General features: G+C 36.8%; 22 protein-coding genes. 19 read left to right on the top strand and 3 right to left on the bottom strand.

From position 1 onward, the window contains the following. Nucleotides 1-12 precede the first annotated feature (12 nt). From ACFSQ0_RS02200 to ACFSQ0_RS02190, 3 genes are all read right to left on the bottom strand, one after another. Nucleotides 13-1,416, bottom strand: coding sequence for a RagB/SusD family nutrient uptake outer membrane protein (locus ACFSQ0_RS02200; protein WP_379043471.1), 1,404 nt, complete (start codon nucleotides 1,414-1,416; stop codon nucleotides 13-15). A gap of 6 nt (nucleotides 1,417-1,422) precedes the next feature. After that, nucleotides 1,423-4,377, bottom strand: coding sequence for a SusC/RagA family TonB-linked outer membrane protein (locus ACFSQ0_RS02195; RefSeq protein WP_379043468.1), 2,955 nt, complete (start codon nucleotides 4,375-4,377; stop codon nucleotides 1,423-1,425). 116 nt (nucleotides 4,378-4,493) lie between these two features. Next, entirely contained in the window at nucleotides 4,494-6,170 is a 1,677-nt protein-coding gene (locus ACFSQ0_RS02190) for a hypothetical protein (protein WP_379043465.1), read from the bottom strand. 177 nt (nucleotides 6,171-6,347) lie between these two features. Here ACFSQ0_RS02190 and rpsL point away from each other — a divergent pair, with 177 nt between their 5' ends. From rpsL to rpsH, 19 genes are all read left to right on the top strand, one after another. Then, a complete protein-coding gene (gene rpsL, locus ACFSQ0_RS02185) occupies nucleotides 6,348-6,722 on the top strand; it encodes a 30S ribosomal protein S12 (RefSeq protein ID WP_117157697.1) in 375 nt (124 codons plus the stop codon). A gap of 85 nt (nucleotides 6,723-6,807) precedes the next feature. Next, entirely contained in the window at nucleotides 6,808-7,284 is a 477-nt protein-coding gene (rpsG, locus tag ACFSQ0_RS02180) for a 30S ribosomal protein S7 (protein ID WP_379043462.1), read from the top strand. Nucleotides 7,285-7,290: 6 nt separating this feature from the next. Continuing rightward, nucleotides 7,291-9,399: an elongation factor G gene (gene fusA, locus ACFSQ0_RS02175; RefSeq protein ID WP_379043459.1), complete on the top strand. Its 2,109-nt coding sequence runs from the start codon at nucleotides 7,291-7,293 to the stop codon at nucleotides 9,397-9,399. A 12-nt stretch (nucleotides 9,400-9,411) separates the two neighbouring features. After that, entirely contained in the window at nucleotides 9,412-9,717 is a 306-nt protein-coding gene (gene rpsJ / locus ACFSQ0_RS02170; protein ID WP_147860670.1) for a 30S ribosomal protein S10, read from the top strand. 153 nt (nucleotides 9,718-9,870) lie between these two features. Then, nucleotides 9,871-10,488: a 50S ribosomal protein L3 gene (rplC, locus tag ACFSQ0_RS02165; protein WP_379043456.1), complete on the top strand. Its 618-nt coding sequence runs from the start codon at nucleotides 9,871-9,873 to the stop codon at nucleotides 10,486-10,488. Beyond that, nucleotides 10,488-11,117, top strand: coding sequence for a 50S ribosomal protein L4 (gene rplD / locus ACFSQ0_RS02160; protein WP_379043453.1), 630 nt, complete (start codon nucleotides 10,488-10,490; stop codon nucleotides 11,115-11,117). The genes rplC and rplD overlap by 1 nt, the downstream gene beginning before the upstream one ends. 5 nt (nucleotides 11,118-11,122) lie before the next feature. Then, nucleotides 11,123-11,413 (top strand): 50S ribosomal protein L23, encoded by a 291-nt coding sequence (rplW, locus tag ACFSQ0_RS02155; RefSeq protein WP_147860667.1) that lies wholly within the window; start codon nucleotides 11,123-11,125, stop codon nucleotides 11,411-11,413. 10 nt (nucleotides 11,414-11,423) lie between these two features. After that, complete coding sequence (rplB, locus tag ACFSQ0_RS02150; protein WP_379043450.1) at nucleotides 11,424-12,248, top strand: 50S ribosomal protein L2; 825 nt, start codon at nucleotides 11,424-11,426, stop codon at nucleotides 12,246-12,248. 6 nt (nucleotides 12,249-12,254) lie between these two features. Next, nucleotides 12,255-12,533 (top strand): 30S ribosomal protein S19, encoded by a 279-nt coding sequence (gene rpsS, locus ACFSQ0_RS02145; protein WP_147860665.1) that lies wholly within the window; start codon nucleotides 12,255-12,257, stop codon nucleotides 12,531-12,533. An 8-nt stretch (nucleotides 12,534-12,541) separates the two neighbouring features. Further along, complete coding sequence (rplV, locus tag ACFSQ0_RS02140; RefSeq protein WP_379043447.1) at nucleotides 12,542-12,949, top strand: 50S ribosomal protein L22; 408 nt, start codon at nucleotides 12,542-12,544, stop codon at nucleotides 12,947-12,949. Nucleotides 12,950-12,957: 8 nt separating this feature from the next. Further along, complete coding sequence (gene rpsC, locus ACFSQ0_RS02135) at nucleotides 12,958-13,677, top strand: 30S ribosomal protein S3 (protein ID WP_147860663.1); 720 nt, start codon at nucleotides 12,958-12,960, stop codon at nucleotides 13,675-13,677. Between the two features lie 18 nt (nucleotides 13,678-13,695). Then, nucleotides 13,696-14,115 (top strand): 50S ribosomal protein L16, encoded by a 420-nt coding sequence (gene rplP, locus ACFSQ0_RS02130; protein ID WP_147860662.1) that lies wholly within the window; start codon nucleotides 13,696-13,698, stop codon nucleotides 14,113-14,115. A 10-nt stretch (nucleotides 14,116-14,125) separates the two neighbouring features. Further along, nucleotides 14,126-14,317, top strand: a complete 192-nt coding sequence (gene rpmC, locus ACFSQ0_RS02125; RefSeq protein ID WP_147860661.1) for a 50S ribosomal protein L29 — start codon at nucleotides 14,126-14,128, stop codon at nucleotides 14,315-14,317. 12 nt (nucleotides 14,318-14,329) lie between these two features. Next, nucleotides 14,330-14,587: a 30S ribosomal protein S17 gene (rpsQ, locus tag ACFSQ0_RS02120; protein ID WP_147860660.1), complete on the top strand. Its 258-nt coding sequence runs from the start codon at nucleotides 14,330-14,332 to the stop codon at nucleotides 14,585-14,587. 2 nt (nucleotides 14,588-14,589) lie between these two features. Then, complete coding sequence (gene rplN, locus ACFSQ0_RS02115; RefSeq protein WP_147860659.1) at nucleotides 14,590-14,958, top strand: 50S ribosomal protein L14; 369 nt, start codon at nucleotides 14,590-14,592, stop codon at nucleotides 14,956-14,958. 10 nt (nucleotides 14,959-14,968) lie between these two features. Continuing rightward, nucleotides 14,969-15,280 (top strand): 50S ribosomal protein L24, encoded by a 312-nt coding sequence (gene rplX, locus ACFSQ0_RS02110; protein ID WP_379043440.1) that lies wholly within the window; start codon nucleotides 14,969-14,971, stop codon nucleotides 15,278-15,280. Between the two features lie 2 nt (nucleotides 15,281-15,282). Then, nucleotides 15,283-15,834, top strand: coding sequence for a 50S ribosomal protein L5 (gene rplE, locus ACFSQ0_RS02105; protein WP_147860657.1), 552 nt, complete (start codon nucleotides 15,283-15,285; stop codon nucleotides 15,832-15,834). 1 nt (nucleotide 15,835) lies between these two features. Then, nucleotides 15,836-16,105: a 30S ribosomal protein S14 gene (rpsN, locus tag ACFSQ0_RS02100; RefSeq protein WP_147860656.1), complete on the top strand. Its 270-nt coding sequence runs from the start codon at nucleotides 15,836-15,838 to the stop codon at nucleotides 16,103-16,105. A 63-nt stretch (nucleotides 16,106-16,168) separates the two neighbouring features. Then, nucleotides 16,169-16,567, top strand: a complete 399-nt coding sequence (gene rpsH / locus ACFSQ0_RS02095) for a 30S ribosomal protein S8 (RefSeq protein ID WP_147860655.1) — start codon at nucleotides 16,169-16,171, stop codon at nucleotides 16,565-16,567. The last annotated feature ends 6 nt before the right edge of the window (nucleotides 16,568-16,573 follow it).

The following is a 16,573-nucleotide window of genomic DNA, read 5'->3' as shown; positions in this document are numbered from 1 at the left end:
AGTTTTAATTTTTTAGTAACCTGGGTTTTGTGAAATGTTATCATTTGCAAAACGCTCAGATTGTGGAATTGGTAAAGCAAATCTATAATCACCGCTATCTAATGAGCAAGCTCCAGCAGCGTTATCACAATCGTTAGGTAAACGGTCTACACCTAAGTCATATCTTCTCAAGTCAAACATTCTGTGTCCCTCGTAAGCCAATTCAATTCTTCTTTCTTCTAAAATATCTGCTAAAGCATTTTCTTTAGAAGCATAACCCACGGTTACAGTGATGTCTTTCCTTGCATTTTTTAAAGTTTCCATATCAGCAGAGGCTAAACCTAATTGGTTATCTCTAGCATATGCTTCTGCACGAATTAAATACATTTCTGAAGTTCTAATCATTTTGATGTTATTCAAAAATGGATTAGCTTCTGAACCTAAGTATTTTCCAACTTGTAGGTTGGCAGGATCAAAGTTTTGTGTATCTAATACAGCAAATGTTCTATGGTCATCAGTCCAATCATTGTTGTTTAATGTATTTAACATTTCCTCAGAAACATTAAAGAAAACATCTCCGTTGGTATCGGTAAATATAGTACCAATTGTTCCTTGACCAGGTGTTCTGGCTAATTGCCATAAAGTTTCACTAGTGAATTCATCTGCCCAAATACCTAAGTATTCAGTTTGAGAATTAGCTAAAGTAGAGTTATTAATTACTTCTGTAGAAAAATTGATGGCTCCAGGTAAATCTCCTGTATACAAAGCCAAACGAGCTTGGTAAGCGGTAACTGCTAAACTAGACATTCTGTTGATGTCTGTAGAGGCAGGTAAAGTAGCAAAGAGATCTTGTGCTGCTTTGAAATCATCGCTAATAAATTTTGCTACTTCTGCAACAGTGTTTCTAGCCGGCTGCTCGTATAACCAAACACGGTCTACGATTGGCACTGACTCAGCATTAGGCTCGTAGCTTGCAGAATAAAGACGCATTAAATCGAAGTGCGCAAATCCGCGAATAGCGTGCAATTCAGCGATAATTCGGTCTTTTTTCTCTTGCTCTGCTTCTGTAGTAGCTTCAATTCCCTCTGCTGCACGTAAGATACGGTTAGCACGGTTAATTACAACATAGTAATTATTCCAGATTGATTCTGGCTCATTTGTACCTGAGTTGATTGACCATGTGAATACTTGAATTCCCTGTCCACGGTTAGAAGCCGCGATTGTTAAGTCATCAACAAACTTTGAGGTAAAATCGATTAATGCAGATCCAGATATACCGCTATACACTCCGTATAAACCGGTCTCTAACTGATCAACAGTATTGAAAGCGTTCTCTTCAAACACTTCATCTTTTGGCTCAACCTCATAAGCATCTTTACAAGATACCATAGTAAGAATGGCCAATAAAATTAATTTAAATTTAAATATATTTTTCATAGGAGATTAAAATTTTAAGTCTACACCAAAAGTGATGGTTGTTGGAGTAGGGTATTCGTACTGTGCGATATTGTTATCATCTTCAGGATCAAAACCTGTAAACTTGGTCCAAGTGGCTAAGTTTTGTGCCATACCATAAACGCGGATTCCTTTGAAATATTTTAAAGCATCTACTACGTCATCAGAGAAGTTGTAAGATAAAGTTACGTTTCTCCATCTTAAGAAAGATGCATCCTCAATATCTTTAGAGGTAAACTCTCTGTTGTAAAGATAGCTCTGTACTTCGGTTACATCACCAGGTTGTTGCCACATATCTAACATTTTAGTACTTAAGTTGTACTGTGCAAAGTTAGGATTTTCTTGGAAGAAAGTTTGGTTGTTGAATCGGTAGTATTCTGCTTGGAATGTGAACAAGGTAGATAAGGTGAAACCTTTGTAAGAAATATCTCCACCAAAACCACCAGTGTACTCAGGGTTAAAGCTTCCAAAATCTGCTCTAGCGTTATCCTCAGAGTATACGTTGGTTACGTTACCGTCTTTGTCCGTATACAATGGCTGACCGTTTGCTGGGTTTACTCCAGCCCAACCTACAACATAGTGAGTTCCTAATGGCAATCCTTCACGGATAATTGAAGTACCTTGCTCAGACTCTTTGAATTGCCCAAGATCTTCAATTTCGTTTTTGTTATAGTTACCATTAAAACTTAAGTTGATGTTTACCTCATCACGGCCTTCACCTCTTAAAAGATTATAGTTTAATGATAAGTCAACACCTGCATTTCTCATTTCTCCCCCGTTAGTAAGAATAGAGGTAGTACCAGATGTAGCACTTAAGTTTTGAAGGATAAATAAGTCAGTAGTTAAATTGTTGTAATACTCAACACTTCCTGATAATCTGTAGTCGAATAAATCGAAATCAAAACCAGTATTCAATTGGTTGGAAACCTCCCATCTTAAATCTGGGTTACCAATGTTGGTAGGGGCAAATCCTGGTTGACCTGCATAAGATACTTGTCCGTATCCAGTAGCATATTGGAAAGCGGTAATCGCATCTTTATTTCCCGCAGTACCATAACTAGCTTTGAATTTTAAGTTATCAACAAAGCTTACATCTTGCATAAAAGCCTCTTCACTAATGTTCCAACGACCTGCTACAGACCAGAAAGTTGCCCATTTGTTTGAATCAGCAAATAAACTAGAAGCATCGCGTCTGATCGAAGCACCGATACCAAATCTATCATCGTAACCGTAATCAGCAATTGCGAAATAAGAGAATAAACCTTCTTCAAAATCCGTACCACCTACGGTAGGGATAAGTTCGTTCTCTGGAGTACCAGCAGTGATACCAGCTGGGTAACCAACTAATAGTTCATTGATCCCGTAGCCGGTAAAGCTACTAGATCTATAATGATTTTTCCAATATTCTATGTAAGCATCGAAACTGAAATCATGCTTTTCGTTAAAAGTATTCGCATAACCTATGTTGGTAGTAGAAGTAATATTGGCTTCGTAAGAGTTAGCTTCGTTATAACGTCCTGCATTTCCAGGGGTAGTAGTTCGACCGTATTCTGTGTTAGGGTCTGTAAATCGAACAACGTTAGTCTGCTCATAATCTACTCCTAAGTTGATTCCAGCGGTTACATTGTCAAAGATTTCTCTCTTGGCAAAACCAGAAGCTACAATCTTAGTTCTTAGACGATCGTTATCACTTCTTAATAAGTGCTCTAATGCATTGGGACCTACACGTCCTCCACCAGTTGCGAAATCTCCGTTTTCGTCATATACTGGGTGGTAAGGTGATCCTAAATATGCGGCCGCAAAAGGGTTTTGTAGGGTAACAGAACCTTCCGAGTCAATTCTAGATTGTTTGGTAAACGCTAACTGGGTGTTTAAACCAATTTGTGTTTTTTCGTTTGGTCTGTGCTCTAAGTTATTACGTAAAGTAAAACGCTGTAATCCAGAACGCTTGATTAAACCTTCTTGATCTAAGTATTGTACGCTGCTAAAGAATCGGGTGTTTTCATTACCACCATTCATACTTAATTCTTGAGTATTTACGGTACCAGTTCTAAAGAATTGATCACTCCAGTTAGTATTTACCTGAGCCAACTCAGCGATTTGAGCATCGGTTAAACCAGCCCCAACTCCACGATTGATAGTTCTTTGGAAATTTAATAACTGGCTAGAGTTCATCATTTCAAAGCGAGGTTCGCTAATTTCAGAAAAACCAATTGACGATTTGTAGTTGAAAGTAGTAGCCTGTGAGAAAGAACCCTTCTTAGTAGTTACTACAATTACACCGTTTGCTCCACGAGATCCGTAAAGAGCGGTTGCACTTGCATCTTTTAATACATCTACTCGGTCAAAATCGTTTGAGTTTAAGGCAGAAAAATCACCAGCCGAAATTTGAATACCGTCTACGATGTATAATGGGTTGTTGTTTCCATTAATAGATCCGTTACCACGAATTCTAACACGTGCAGATGAACCTGGTTGACCAGAACCTGCAGAAACCTGAAGACCTGCTGCTTGACCTTGTAATACTTGGTCAAAAGAAGGAATTGGCACAGACTCTAATGCCTCAGCCTTAACGGTTGAAATAGAACCCGCATACTTTGTTTTGTCTATGCTTGAGTAACCAGTTACAACGATCTCATCTAATTCGTTACCTGCTTTCATAGATACATTGTAAGTGTTTGCCGCACCAACAGTAACTTGTTGAGTTTGGAAACCAATGTAAGTAAATTCTAAAACATCTCCTTGGGTAGCATTTAAGCTGTAATTACCATCAAAATCTGATTGAGTACCAGAAGACGTTCCTTTAATAATAATGTTAACTCCTGGTAACGGCATACCGGTATCGTCGGTAACCGTTCCGGAAACTGATTTTTGTTGGGCAAACGATAGTTGCACCATAAACGCTAGAAATAGCGTCAAAATTCCACTAAACTTTGTTTTCATTTTGTAATTTATTTGAATTAGCCAACGTCAAAAATCTTAATAAATACTTAATAATGCAACTTATTTTTACTAAAATTAATTTTTAACACTTTGAGTAAGCAAGAAATAGGAGGGTTTTAAAACCTGCTTTGAAGACGGAGGTGTACTAATGTATTTCTAAATTTAAAGCCTGTGCCGGGGTACTTGGCATTAGCAAACATTAACTCTAGTTTACCTGCTTTGGTGTTTAAAGCTAAACCAAAACCTAGGCTGGTTAGATTTTCTAACGAAGAATTAGGTAAGGGTGTGTAAAGGCCATAGTCTAAAATACTATGTAAATAAAAGTTAGAGGCGAATTTGAAACGGTATTCGGTTTGCAGTATGGCGTAAAAATTTGTCGTTAAACTGTTTTCTTCAATACCGCGAAAGCTGTTAATTCCGCCAAAAAAGCTCAATTCGTTAATAAAATAGTCCTTACTCTCAAGATAGTGAGCTGTTAGATGGGTGCGAATTCCGCTACGTTTTGCAATTGGTAAGAAGTGCTGGTGTTGTAGCGTGTAAATTTGCTGAGAACTATTGATGGTTGCTTTTCGTGAGCCAAAAGAAGTGCTTAGGTTTAGATAACTGGGCGGGGTGAAAAAATCTTTTCTTTGGTTTGCGTCGAGGCGAACACCTATTTGAAGGAATTTAGCGTTGTAGTTGCTAAGATTTATTTTTTGTGAAAAAGATGGGATTGACTGGGTCTGATTTGACTTAATAGAGGTGTAGCCTATATAGGGTTTCCAGTTTTTAATACTATAATTTATTTGGGCACCAAAAGTGTTTCGTGTGAAAGTACTGTCTTTTCGAAGTAAGTTAAAACGTAGATTAATACCAATTGGAGAATTAAATAGATAAGGAAGTTCTGTTGCTAATTTAAATTCTAATTGAGATTCGGCATTATTTAAATAGGAGAGATCTATTCGTTCCCCTTGATTAAAATTGTTAAGTAATGATAAATTCAAGTAGCCGTTTAAATTAAATTTCCCTTGATCCTCATTTGAAAATCCTAAGTAGCCATCAAATTCGTTTTGTTTTTGTTTGTTTAAAAATAGATATAGCTTGGTACTGTCTTTTTGGAATAAAATTTCGGGTGGTTTTATGCTTGAGGCAAAATTTAATTGCTGGATTTGTTTGTATTTCTCCAAAATCTCTTCTTTGTTGAAATTCACTCCTGTAATAAGTTGTAAGCGATGTTTTAAAAAAGATTTGGGAAACTTGGAGTAGCCTTTTATGATAATTTCATCGAGTTGTCTGTTTTTAGATGAATTTAATTGAAGTGCGGCAAATAGGTTGTTGTCCTTTTTTTGAATCTTGATTATTTGTATTTGTAAAAAAGGCTGGCCTTTATTGGCTAAACAGTTGTTTATTTTTGTGAGTTGTTCTTCTAAACCAACTATTGGTAGTTTAATTGTTTTGTTGAAAATTTTTAAATCACATTCGGCTAAATCCAACGCTAGACTGTCTGTTATTTTTAAATGTATGTATTCAAATTGCTTGCCTTTTTTTAATCTATATATATAGGTATTGTTTTTTTGTGCTTTTAAAAAGTTGAATTCTGCATCTATATAGCCTTGTTTTTGGAGGTTGGTTATTCTTTGGTTTAAAACTCTTTTTAGTTCCTTTACGGATTTTGTTTGTAGCACTTCTAATGTATCCGATTTTGCTTTAGAGATTACTGTGTTTAAAATATAAGCTTTTACTGTTGTTTGTGAAAAACCAAAAGGACAGCTTATTAACAGTAGAAGTATTATTTGTATAAAGGTGCGATTCACTTATTTTTTTATCGGTGCTTTTTAGGATAACGAAATTAATCGAATAAACTTGTTTATGCAAAGTACAATTGTATTGAAAATTAATCGATTATAATTTGCTTTTTTGAAATTAATTTTTACATTTGCAAACCCGAAAAAACGGGAATTAATATTTTAATAATTAGTGTAAAAGAAATTATGCCAACAATTTCACAATTAGTAAGAAAAGGAAGAACCAAAATAACTAAGAAGTCTAAATCGGCTGCTTTGGATTCTTGTCCTCAAAGACGTGGGGTTTGTACGCGTGTTTACACCACTACGCCAAAAAAACCAAACTCGGCTATGCGTAAAGTAGCTAGGGTAAGGTTGACCAATGGTAAAGAAGTAAATGCTTACATCCCAGGAGAAGGACACAATTTGCAAGAGCACTCGATAGTATTAGTTAGAGGTGGAAGGGTAAAAGATTTACCAGGGGTTAGATATCATATTGTTCGTGGAGCATTAGATACGGCCGGAGTAGAAGGTAGAACGCAACGTAGGTCAAAGTACGGAGCAAAACGCCCTAAAAAGTAAAAGTTATTTGTTAATCGCTAAAAGTTGAGAAATACATTTATCCATTAACAATAACCGTTAACAATTAACTTATTTAAGAGAAGACATGAGAAAAAGACAGGCAAAAAAGAGACCTCTTTTACCAGATCCTAAGTTTAATGACCAGTTAGTAACTAGGTTCGTTAACATGATGATGTGGGACGGTAAAAAGTCAATCGCTTTTAAGATTTTTTATGATGCAATTGATATTGTAGAAGAAAAAAAGCAAGACGAAGAAAAATCGGCTTTAGAGCTATGGAAAGACGCTTTATCTAACGTAATGCCGCACGTAGAAGTGCGCAGTAGAAGAGTTGGTGGAGCTACATTTCAAATACCTATGCAAATTCGTCCAGATAGAAAAGTTTCAACCGCTATGAAGTGGTTGATTATGTTTGCGCGCAAGCGTAATGAAAAAGGGATGGCGGCAAAATTGGCTGCAGAAGTTTTAGCTGCTGCTAAGGAAGAAGGTGCTGCGGTTAAAAAAAGAGTAGATACGCACAGAATGGCCGAAGCAAACAAAGCATTCTCACACTTTAGATTCTAAAAAACAATGGCACAAAGAGATTTAAAATTTACAAGAAATATAGGAATTGCAGCGCATATTGATGCGGGTAAAACAACTACCACAGAGCGTATTTTGTTTTACACTGGTGTAAATCACAAAATAGGTGAAACACACGAAGGTGCTGCAACTATGGACTGGATGGAGCAAGAGCAAGAGCGTGGTATTACCATTACTTCTGCTGCAACGCACTGTACCTGGAACTATAGAGATCAAGAATATGTAGTAAATATTATCGATACGCCAGGTCACGTTGACTTTACTGTTGAAGTAGAGCGCTCATTGCGTGTCTTAGATGGTGTTGTGGCTTTATTTAGTGCAGTTGATGGTGTTGAGCCACAGTCGGAAACCGTATGGAGACAGGCTGATAAATATCGTGTACCGCGTCTAGGTTTTGTGAACAAAATGGATAGACAGGGTGCAGATTTTTTTAACGTTTGTAACCAAGTGCGTGAAATGTTAGGAGGTAATCCTGTTCCTTTGCAAGTGCCAATCGGTGATGAAATTGATTTTAAAGGAGTGGTTGATCTTATTTCTAAAAAAGCAATTATTTGGGATGAGGATAACTTCGGTATGACTTATAAAGAAATCGAGATTCCTGCTGAATTAGTTGATGATGTAGATAAGTATAGAGCTCAACTAGTTGAAGCTGTTGCTGAATATGACGAAGAGTTAATGGAGAAGTTCTTTGAAGACGAAAACTCTATTACCGAAGATGAGATTATTGCAGCTTTAAGAGCAGCTACAATTGACATGTCTATTATACCAATGATGTGTGGTTCGGCTTTTAAAAATAAAGGAGTTCAGGCTATGCTTGACTCGGTAATGCGTTATTTACCATCACCAGTAGATATCGATGCTATCGAAGGGACTAATCCTGAAACTGGAGAGGCAGAAGTGCGTAAGCCTAATGTAGATTCTCCTTTTTCTGCTTTAGCATTTAAAATTGCAACCGATCCTTTCGTAGGTCGTTTGGCATTCTTTAGAACTTATTCAGGAGCATTGGATGCTGGTTCTTATGTATTAAACAATCGTTCTGGTAAAAAAGAGCGGATTTCAAGAATGTATCAGATGCACGCCAATAAGCAAGAGCCTATCGATCGTATCGAAGCTGGTGATATTGGGGCTGCAGTAGGTTTTAAAGATATTAAAACCGGTGATACCCTTACCGATATGGATAATCCAATTGTGCTTGAATCAATGACTTTCCCTGCGCCAGTTATTGGTATTGCAGTAGAGCCAAAGACAAAAGCTGATGTTGATAAAATGGGTATGGCTTTGGCTAAATTAGCTGAAGAAGATCCAACTTTTCAGGTAAAAACTGACGAAGCTTCAGGGCAAACTATTATTTCAGGTATGGGAGAATTGCATATTGAAATATTAGTAGATCGTTTAAAAAGAGAATTTAAAGTAGAGGTTAACGAAGGTGAGCCACAAGTAGAGTATAAAGAAGCTGTTACACAAACCGCAGAACATAGAGAAGTTTATAAGAAACAGTCTGGTGGTCGTGGTAAGTTTGCAGATATCGTATTTGAAATGGGGCCTGTTGATGAAGATTTCGAAGGTACTGGTCTTCAGTTCGTAGACGAAATTAAAGGAGGTAGAATTCCAAAAGAATTTATTCCTTCGGTTCAAAAAGGTTTCGAAGAAGCGATGAAAAACGGACCCTTGGCAGGTTTCCAAATGGATACTTTAAAGGTTACTTTAAAAGACGGATCATTTCACCCTGTAGATTCTGATCAATTATCGTTTGAATTGGCGGCTAAATTAGGATATAAAGCGGCAGCTAAAAAAGCAGGTGCTATTATCCTTGAGCCAATTATGAAAAACGAAGTGGTTACTCCAGAAGAAAATATGGGAGATATCGTAGGTGACTTAAACAGAAGAAGAGGTCAAGTTAACAATATGTCTGATAGATCTGGTGCAAAAGTTATTAAAGCCGAAGTGCCATTAGCAGAAATGTTTGGTTATGTAACTACATTAAGAACCTTATCTTCAGGTAGAGCTACCTCTACAATGGAATTTTCTCACTATGCTGAAACTCCTTCAAATATATCTGAAGAAGTAATCAAAGCAGCAAAAGGAGCTAACGACTAATATCAAGGAAACATGAGTCAGAAAATTAGAATAAAATTAAAATCTTACGATTACAACTTGGTAGATAAATCTGCTGAGAAAATTGTAAAAACAGTTAAAACTACGGGGGCTGTGGTAACGGGACCAATTCCATTACCTACGCATAAAAAAATATTTACAGTGTTGCGTTCGCCGCACGTGAATAAAAAAGCGCGTGAGCAGTTCGAGTTAAGTTCTTATAAAAGATTATTAGATATCTATAGCTCATCTTCTAAAACAATTGATGCTCTTATGAAATTAGAGCTTCCAAGTGGAGTAGAGGTAGAGATTAAAGTTTAATGATTTTACCAAGCTATTACTTGATTACAAGTGATAGTAACATGTCCTGAGCTGCGAGCGAGGGAAAAACGGAAGAATATAGTCTAGGGGTTAGATATATTTTTCTAGCCCCTAAATTTTTTTAATATAAATGTTTAATAATAAATAATAATTATGTCTGGGTTAATAGGAAAGAAAATAGGCATGACCAGCATTTTTGACGAAAACGGAAAAAATATTCCGTGTACCGTTATTCAAGCAGGACCATGTGTAGTTACCCAAGTCAGAACCATCGAGGTTGACGGGTATGAAGCTCTTCAACTTGGTTTCGATGACAAATCAGACAAAGCTACTACAAAAGCGGCTGCAGGTCACTTTAAGAAAGCAGGTACTGGTGCAAAACGTAAAGTTGTCGAGTTCCAAGGATTTGAAGAAGATTACAAATTAGGTGATCAAATTACTGTAGAGCACTTTACAGAAGGAGAATTTGTTGATGTAGTAGGAACTTCTAAAGGTAAAGGTTTTCAGGGGGTTGTAAAGCGTCACGGTTTTGGTGGTGTTGGGCAACAAACGCACGGTCAACATAACCGTTTAAGAGCTCCAGGATCGATTGGTGCGGCTTCTTACCCTGCGCGTGTTTTTAAAGGAATGCGTATGGCAGGTCAAATGGGAGGCGAAAGAGTGAAAGTAGAAAATCTTAAAGTGTTAAAAGTGGTAGCAGAAAAAAATCTGCTAGTAGTTAAAGGATGTGTTCCTGGCCACAAAAACGCTTACGTAACTATTCAGAAATAATGAAAGTAGCAGTTTTAGATAAACAAGGTAAAGAAACAGGTAGAGAGGCAAACCTTTCTGATGCTGTTTTTGGAATTGAGCCTAACGAGCACGCTGTTTACTTAGATGTTAAGCAGTACTTGGCGAATCAAAGACAAGGTACACATAAGGCTAAAGAAAGAGCCGAAATTGTAGGAAGTACTCGTAAGATTAAGAAGCAAAAAGGAACAGGTACGGCCCGTGCGGGTAGTATTAAGTCGCCAATCTTTAGAGGGGGTGGCCGTATATTTGGACCTAGACCAAGAAATTATGGTTTTAAATTGAATAAAAACCTTAAGCGTTTGGCCAGAAGATCTGTACTCTCTCAAAAGGTAAAATCTAACAACTTAATGGTTGTTGAGGATTTTAATTTTGATAAACCAAAAACTAAGGATTTTTTAAGCTTTTTAGCTAATTTAGGCTTAAATGATAAAAAATCATTGATAGTATTGGGTGAAACAAATAAAAATGTATATTTGTCATCACGTAATTTAAAAACTTCAGAAGTTGTAACTGCTTCAGAAATAAGCACTTACAAATTAATGCACGCAAATAAAGTTGTGTTGACTGAGGAGTCGTTAGAAGAAATTGAAAAGAATTTGAGTAAATAAGCGTTATGAGTATCTTAATAAAACCTATTATTACAGAAAAAGCAACTAATGATAGCGAATTGAATAATCGCTTTGCTTTTGTGGTGAATAAAAAGGCGAACAAGATTGAAATAAAAGACGCAGTAGAGTCTGCTTATGGCGTTTCAGTTGAAAAAGTTCGCACAATGATTGTCCGTCCAGATCGAAAAACTCGTTACACTAAAACGGGTGTCGTGACTGGTAAAACAAATGCTTATAAAAAAGCAATTGTACAGGTGGCAGACGGAGAGACAATAGATTTATATACTAATCTTTAAGAATTAAAGGATGTCGGTTAGAAAATTAAAACCAATCACTCCTGGTCAGCGTTTTAGAGTAGTTAATGGGTATGACGCCATTACTACTGATAAGCCGGAGAAGAGTTTACTTGCTCCGAGAAAAAGAACAGGAGGTAGAAACAGTCAAGGAAAAATGACTATGCGCTATAGAGGTGGTGGTCATAAGAAACGTTATCGTATTATCGATTTTAAACGTAACAAAGCGGGTATTCCTGCAACTGTTGCTTCAATCGAGTATGATCCGAACAGAACTGCGTTTATTGCATTATTGAACTATCAAGATGGAGAGAAACGTTATGTAATTGCTCAAAATGGTTTACAGGTAGGTCAGAATTTAGTTTCTGGAAGCGATGTAGCCACAGAAATTGGAAACGCAATGCCTTTAAAGGAAATTCCTTTAGGTACTGTGATTTCTTGTATTGAGTTAAGACCTGGTCAAGGAGCTGTGATGGCTCGTAGTGCAGGTGCGTTTGCTCAATTGATTGCGAGAGAAGGTAAGTATGCAACGGTAAAGTTGCCTTCAGGAGAAATTAGGTTGATCTTAAGTGAGTGTATGGCAACTATTGGTGCTGTATCAAACAGTGATCATCAATTGTTGGTTTCTGGTAAGGCAGGTAGAAAGCGTTGGTTAGGAAGAAGGCCTAGAACTAGACCAGTTGTTATGAACCCAGTTGATCACCCAATGGGTGGTGGTGAAGGTAGAGCTTCAGGAGGTCATCCAAGATCTAGAAAAGGTATACCAGCCAAGGGTTATAGAACTCGTTCTAAAACCAAAGCGAGTAATAAGTTTATTGTAGAACGTAGAAAGAAATAATAAGATATGGCACGTTCATTAAAAAAAGGACCTTACGTTCACTATAAGTTAGAGAAAAAGGTAGCGCAAAATGTAGAGTCTGGAAAAAAGACTGTTATCAAAACGTGGTCAAGAGCTTCGATGATAACTCCAGATTTTGTAGGCCAGACTATAGGGGTGCATAACGGTAGACAGTTTGTACCAGTTTATGTGACAGAGAATATGGTGGGTCATAAATTAGGAGAATTTTCACCAACTCGTTCTTATAGAGGGCACGGAGGTTCTAAAAATAAAGGTAAAAAATAATTGAAGCTATGGGAGTTCGTAAAAAAGAAAGAGCAGAGCAAATTAAAGAAGCTAAGAAACAAGTAGCTTTCGCAAAGCTAAATAACTGCCCTACTTCGCCAAGAAAAATGCGTTTAGTAGCAGATTTAGTACGTGGTGAAGGTGTAGAAAAGGCGCTTCAAATATTAAAGTTTAACACAAAAGAAGCATCTATTCGTTTAGAAAAACTTTTGTTGTCTGCGATAGCAAACTGGCAAGCCAAGAATGAAGAGGCGAGTCTAGAAGATGCAGAACTTTATATTAAAGAAATTAGAGTTGACGGTGGTAGTATGTTGAAAAGATTAAGACCGGCACCTCAAGGAAGAGCACATAGAATAAGAAAAAGATCAAATCATGTAACTATGGTTTTAGGGTCTAAAAATAATACACAAAGCTAAGAAGTAGTATGGGACAAAAAACAAATCCAATCGGGAATAGACTTGGTATCATCAGAGGATGGGAATCTAACTGGTACGGAGGAGACAACTACGGCGATAAATTAGCTGAAGACGATAAGATTAGAAAATATATCCATGCTCGTCTTTCTAAAGCTAGTGTATCTAGAGTGATTATTGAGCGTACGCTTAAACTTGTAACCGTTACTATCACAACGGCCAGACCAGGTATCATTATTGGTAAAGGGGGGCAAGAGGTAGACAAGTTGAAAGAAGAGCTTAAGAAAATTACTGGAAAAGAAGTTCAGGTTAATATTTTTGAAATTAAAAGACCAGAACTAGATGCTCATTTAGTAGCGGCGAGTATTGCAAGACAAATAGAAAATAGAATTTCTTACCGTCGTGCAATTAAAATGGCTATTGCTGCTGCAATGCGTATGAATGCTGAAGGTATTAAGGTGCAGATTTCAGGTCGTTTAAACGGTGCTGAAATGGCACGTAGTGAAGCCTACAAAGAAGGTAGAATACCTTTATCAACCTTTAGAGCCGATATTGATTATGCTTTAGTTGAAGCCCACACTACTTATGGTAGATTAGGTGTAAAAGTATGGATCATGAAAGGCGAAGTATACGGAAAAAGAGAATTATCTCCGCTTGTAGGAATGTCTAAAAAGCAAGGAGGTAAATCTGGATCTGGACGAGGTGGTAACAAATCACGTCGTAGAAAGTAATTTTTTAAATTAAGAGAAATGTTACAGCCTAAAAGAACGAAATATAGAAAGCAACAAAAAGGTCGTATGAAAGGAAATGCCGGAAGAGGGCATAGACTTTCAAACGGTACTTTTGGAATCAAATCATTAGATTCTAGCTTCGTGACAGCACGTCAAATAGAAGCTGCGCGTATTGCAGCAACAAGATACTTGAAAAGAGAAGGGTCTATTTGGATTAAAATTTTCCCAGACAAGCCAATTACTAAAAAGCCATTAGAAGTACGTATGGGTAAAGGTAAGGGTAATGTAGAGTATTGGGCAGCTGTTGTGAAACCTGGAAGAATTTTATTTGAAATAGGAGGGGTTCCTCAGGAGTCAGCCAAAGAAGCCTTGCGTTTAGCGGCTCAAAAACTGCCTGTAAGAACTAAGTTTATTGTTGCAAGGGATTATCAAGAATAATTTTTGAGTTATGAAACAATCAGAAGTAAAAGAATTATCGGTGGCCGAATTGCAAGAGCAATTGGCTATACAAGAACAATCGTACAGAGACTTGAAAATGGCTCATGCGATCACGCCTTTAGATAACCCGGCGCAAATAAGAAACGTGAGAAGAAGTATTGCACGTATAGCAACAGAAATCACAAAAAGAGAATTACAATAATTCTGCTGAGTAATGGAAAAAAGAAATTTAAGAAAAGAACGTATAGGTGTTGTTACTAGTAACAAAATGCAGAAATCTATTGTGGTTTCTGAAGTGAAAAAAATGAAACACCCTATGTATGGAAAATTCGTTTTAAAAACGAAGAAATACGTAGCGCACGATGAAAAAAATGACTGCAACGAAGGAGATACGGTTAGGATTATGGAAACTAAGCCTATGAGTAAGTCTAAATGTTGGAGATTAGTAGAAATCATAGAAAGAGCTAAGTAATTATGGTACAACAAGAATCTAGATTAAAAGTAGCAGACAATACTGGAGCCAAAGAGGTTTTGACTATCCGTGTATTGGGAGGTACCAAGAAGCGTTATGCTTCTGTTGGAGACAAAATTGTGGTAAGTGTGAAAGAATCTACTCCTAACGGAAGCGTTAAAAAAGGAGCTGTTTCTACCGCAGTAGTGGTGCGTACCAAAAAAGAAGTTCGTAGAGCAGATGGTTCGTACATCCGCTTTGATGATAATGCTTGTGTGTTGTTAAATCCAACTGGTGAAATGCGAGGAACTCGTGTTTTTGGCCCAGTTGCGAGGGAACTACGCGATAAGCAATTTATGAAAATTGTATCATTAGCGCCAGAGGTGCTTTAATACAGAAAAAATGACAAAGCTTAAAATAAAATCAGGAGATACCGTACGCGTAATTGCTGGAGATCATAAAGGTCAAGAAGGTAAGGTGCAAAAGGTATTGGTTGACAAACAGAAGGCCATTGTGGAAGGAATCAATTTGGTTTCTAAACACCAGAAGCCTAGTGCTTCTAATCCACAAGGTGGGATTCAAAAGAAAGAAGCTCCTATTCATATTTCAAATTTATCTCTTATCGATAAAAATGGAGAAACTACACGTGTAGGTTTTAAAATGGAGGGAGAAAAGAAAGTGAGATTTTCTAAAAAATCTAATGAACTAATTTAGTTATGAGCTACGTACCAAGACTTAAACAAGAGTATAAAGACAAGGTCATTTCTGCTCTTACGGAAGAATTTAGTTACGAAAATAAAATGGAAGTGCCTAAACTTACTAAAATTGTAGTAAGTAGAGGTGTAGGTGCAGCTGTTGCTGATAAAAAATTAATTGATCACGCTGTTGATGAGTTAACCACTATAACAGGTCAAAAGGCCGTTGCAACCATTTCAAAGAAAGATGTTGCCTCTTTTAAATTACGTAAAGGTATGCCTATTGGCGCCAAAGTTACTTTAAGAGGTGAGCGTATGTATGAATTTTTAGATCGATTAATCACCGCTTCTTTACCAAGAGTGCGTGATTTTAACGGAATTAAGGCCACTGGTTTTGACGGGAGAGGTAATTATAACTTAGGAATTACTGAGCAAATTATTTTTCCTGAAATAAATATCGATACAGTGAACAAAATATCAGGTATGGATATTACATTTGTAACCACGGCAAAAACCGATAAAGAAGCGAAGTCTTTATTGACAGAACTAGGTTTACCATTTAAAAAGAAATAACATGGCTAAAGAATCAATGAAAGCCCGCGAGGTGAAGAGACAAAAATTGGTAGATAAATATGCTGAAAAGAGAAAGGCTTTGAAAGAAGCTGGTGATTATGAAGCATTACAAAAATTACCTAAAAATGCCTCTCCAGTTCGCTTACATAATAGATGTAAATTAACCGGAAGACCTAAAGGTTACATGAGACAATTTGGAATTTCTCGTGTGATGTTTAGAGAAATGGCCAACAAAGGTTTGATACCTGGCGTAAAGAAAGCTAGTTGGTAATATTGTTTAACTGATTGAAGGTTCTAAAAATAAGAAGAAAACCACAATCAAAATATTTGTAAGATGAATACAGATCCTATCGCAGATTATTTGACAAGAATTAGAAACGCAATGGCGGCAAATCACCGTGTAGTTGAAATTCCTGCTTCTAATCTAAAAAAACAAATAACAAAGATTTTATTCGATCAAGGATATATCTTAAGTTATAAGTTTGAAGATACTACCGCTCAAGGAAGTATCAAAATTGCGCTTAAATATGATAAGGATACTAAAGAGAGTGTAATTAAAAAATTACAACGAATTAGTAAACCCGGTCTGCGTAAATATGCAGGGGCTAATGAAATTCCAAGAATCCTTAACGGATTAGGAATTGCTATTGTTTCTACCTCAAAAGGGGTTATGACAGGTAAGCAAGCCCAAAGAGAGAAAGTAGGTGGTGAATTACTTTGCTACGTTTACTAATTTTTA

The sequence above is a fragment of the Mesonia sediminis genome (assembly GCF_042684705.1).
Lineage (GTDB): Bacteria > Bacteroidota > Bacteroidia > Flavobacteriales > Flavobacteriaceae > Mesonia > Mesonia sediminis.
This window is presented reverse-complemented; position numbering and strand designations above follow the sequence as displayed.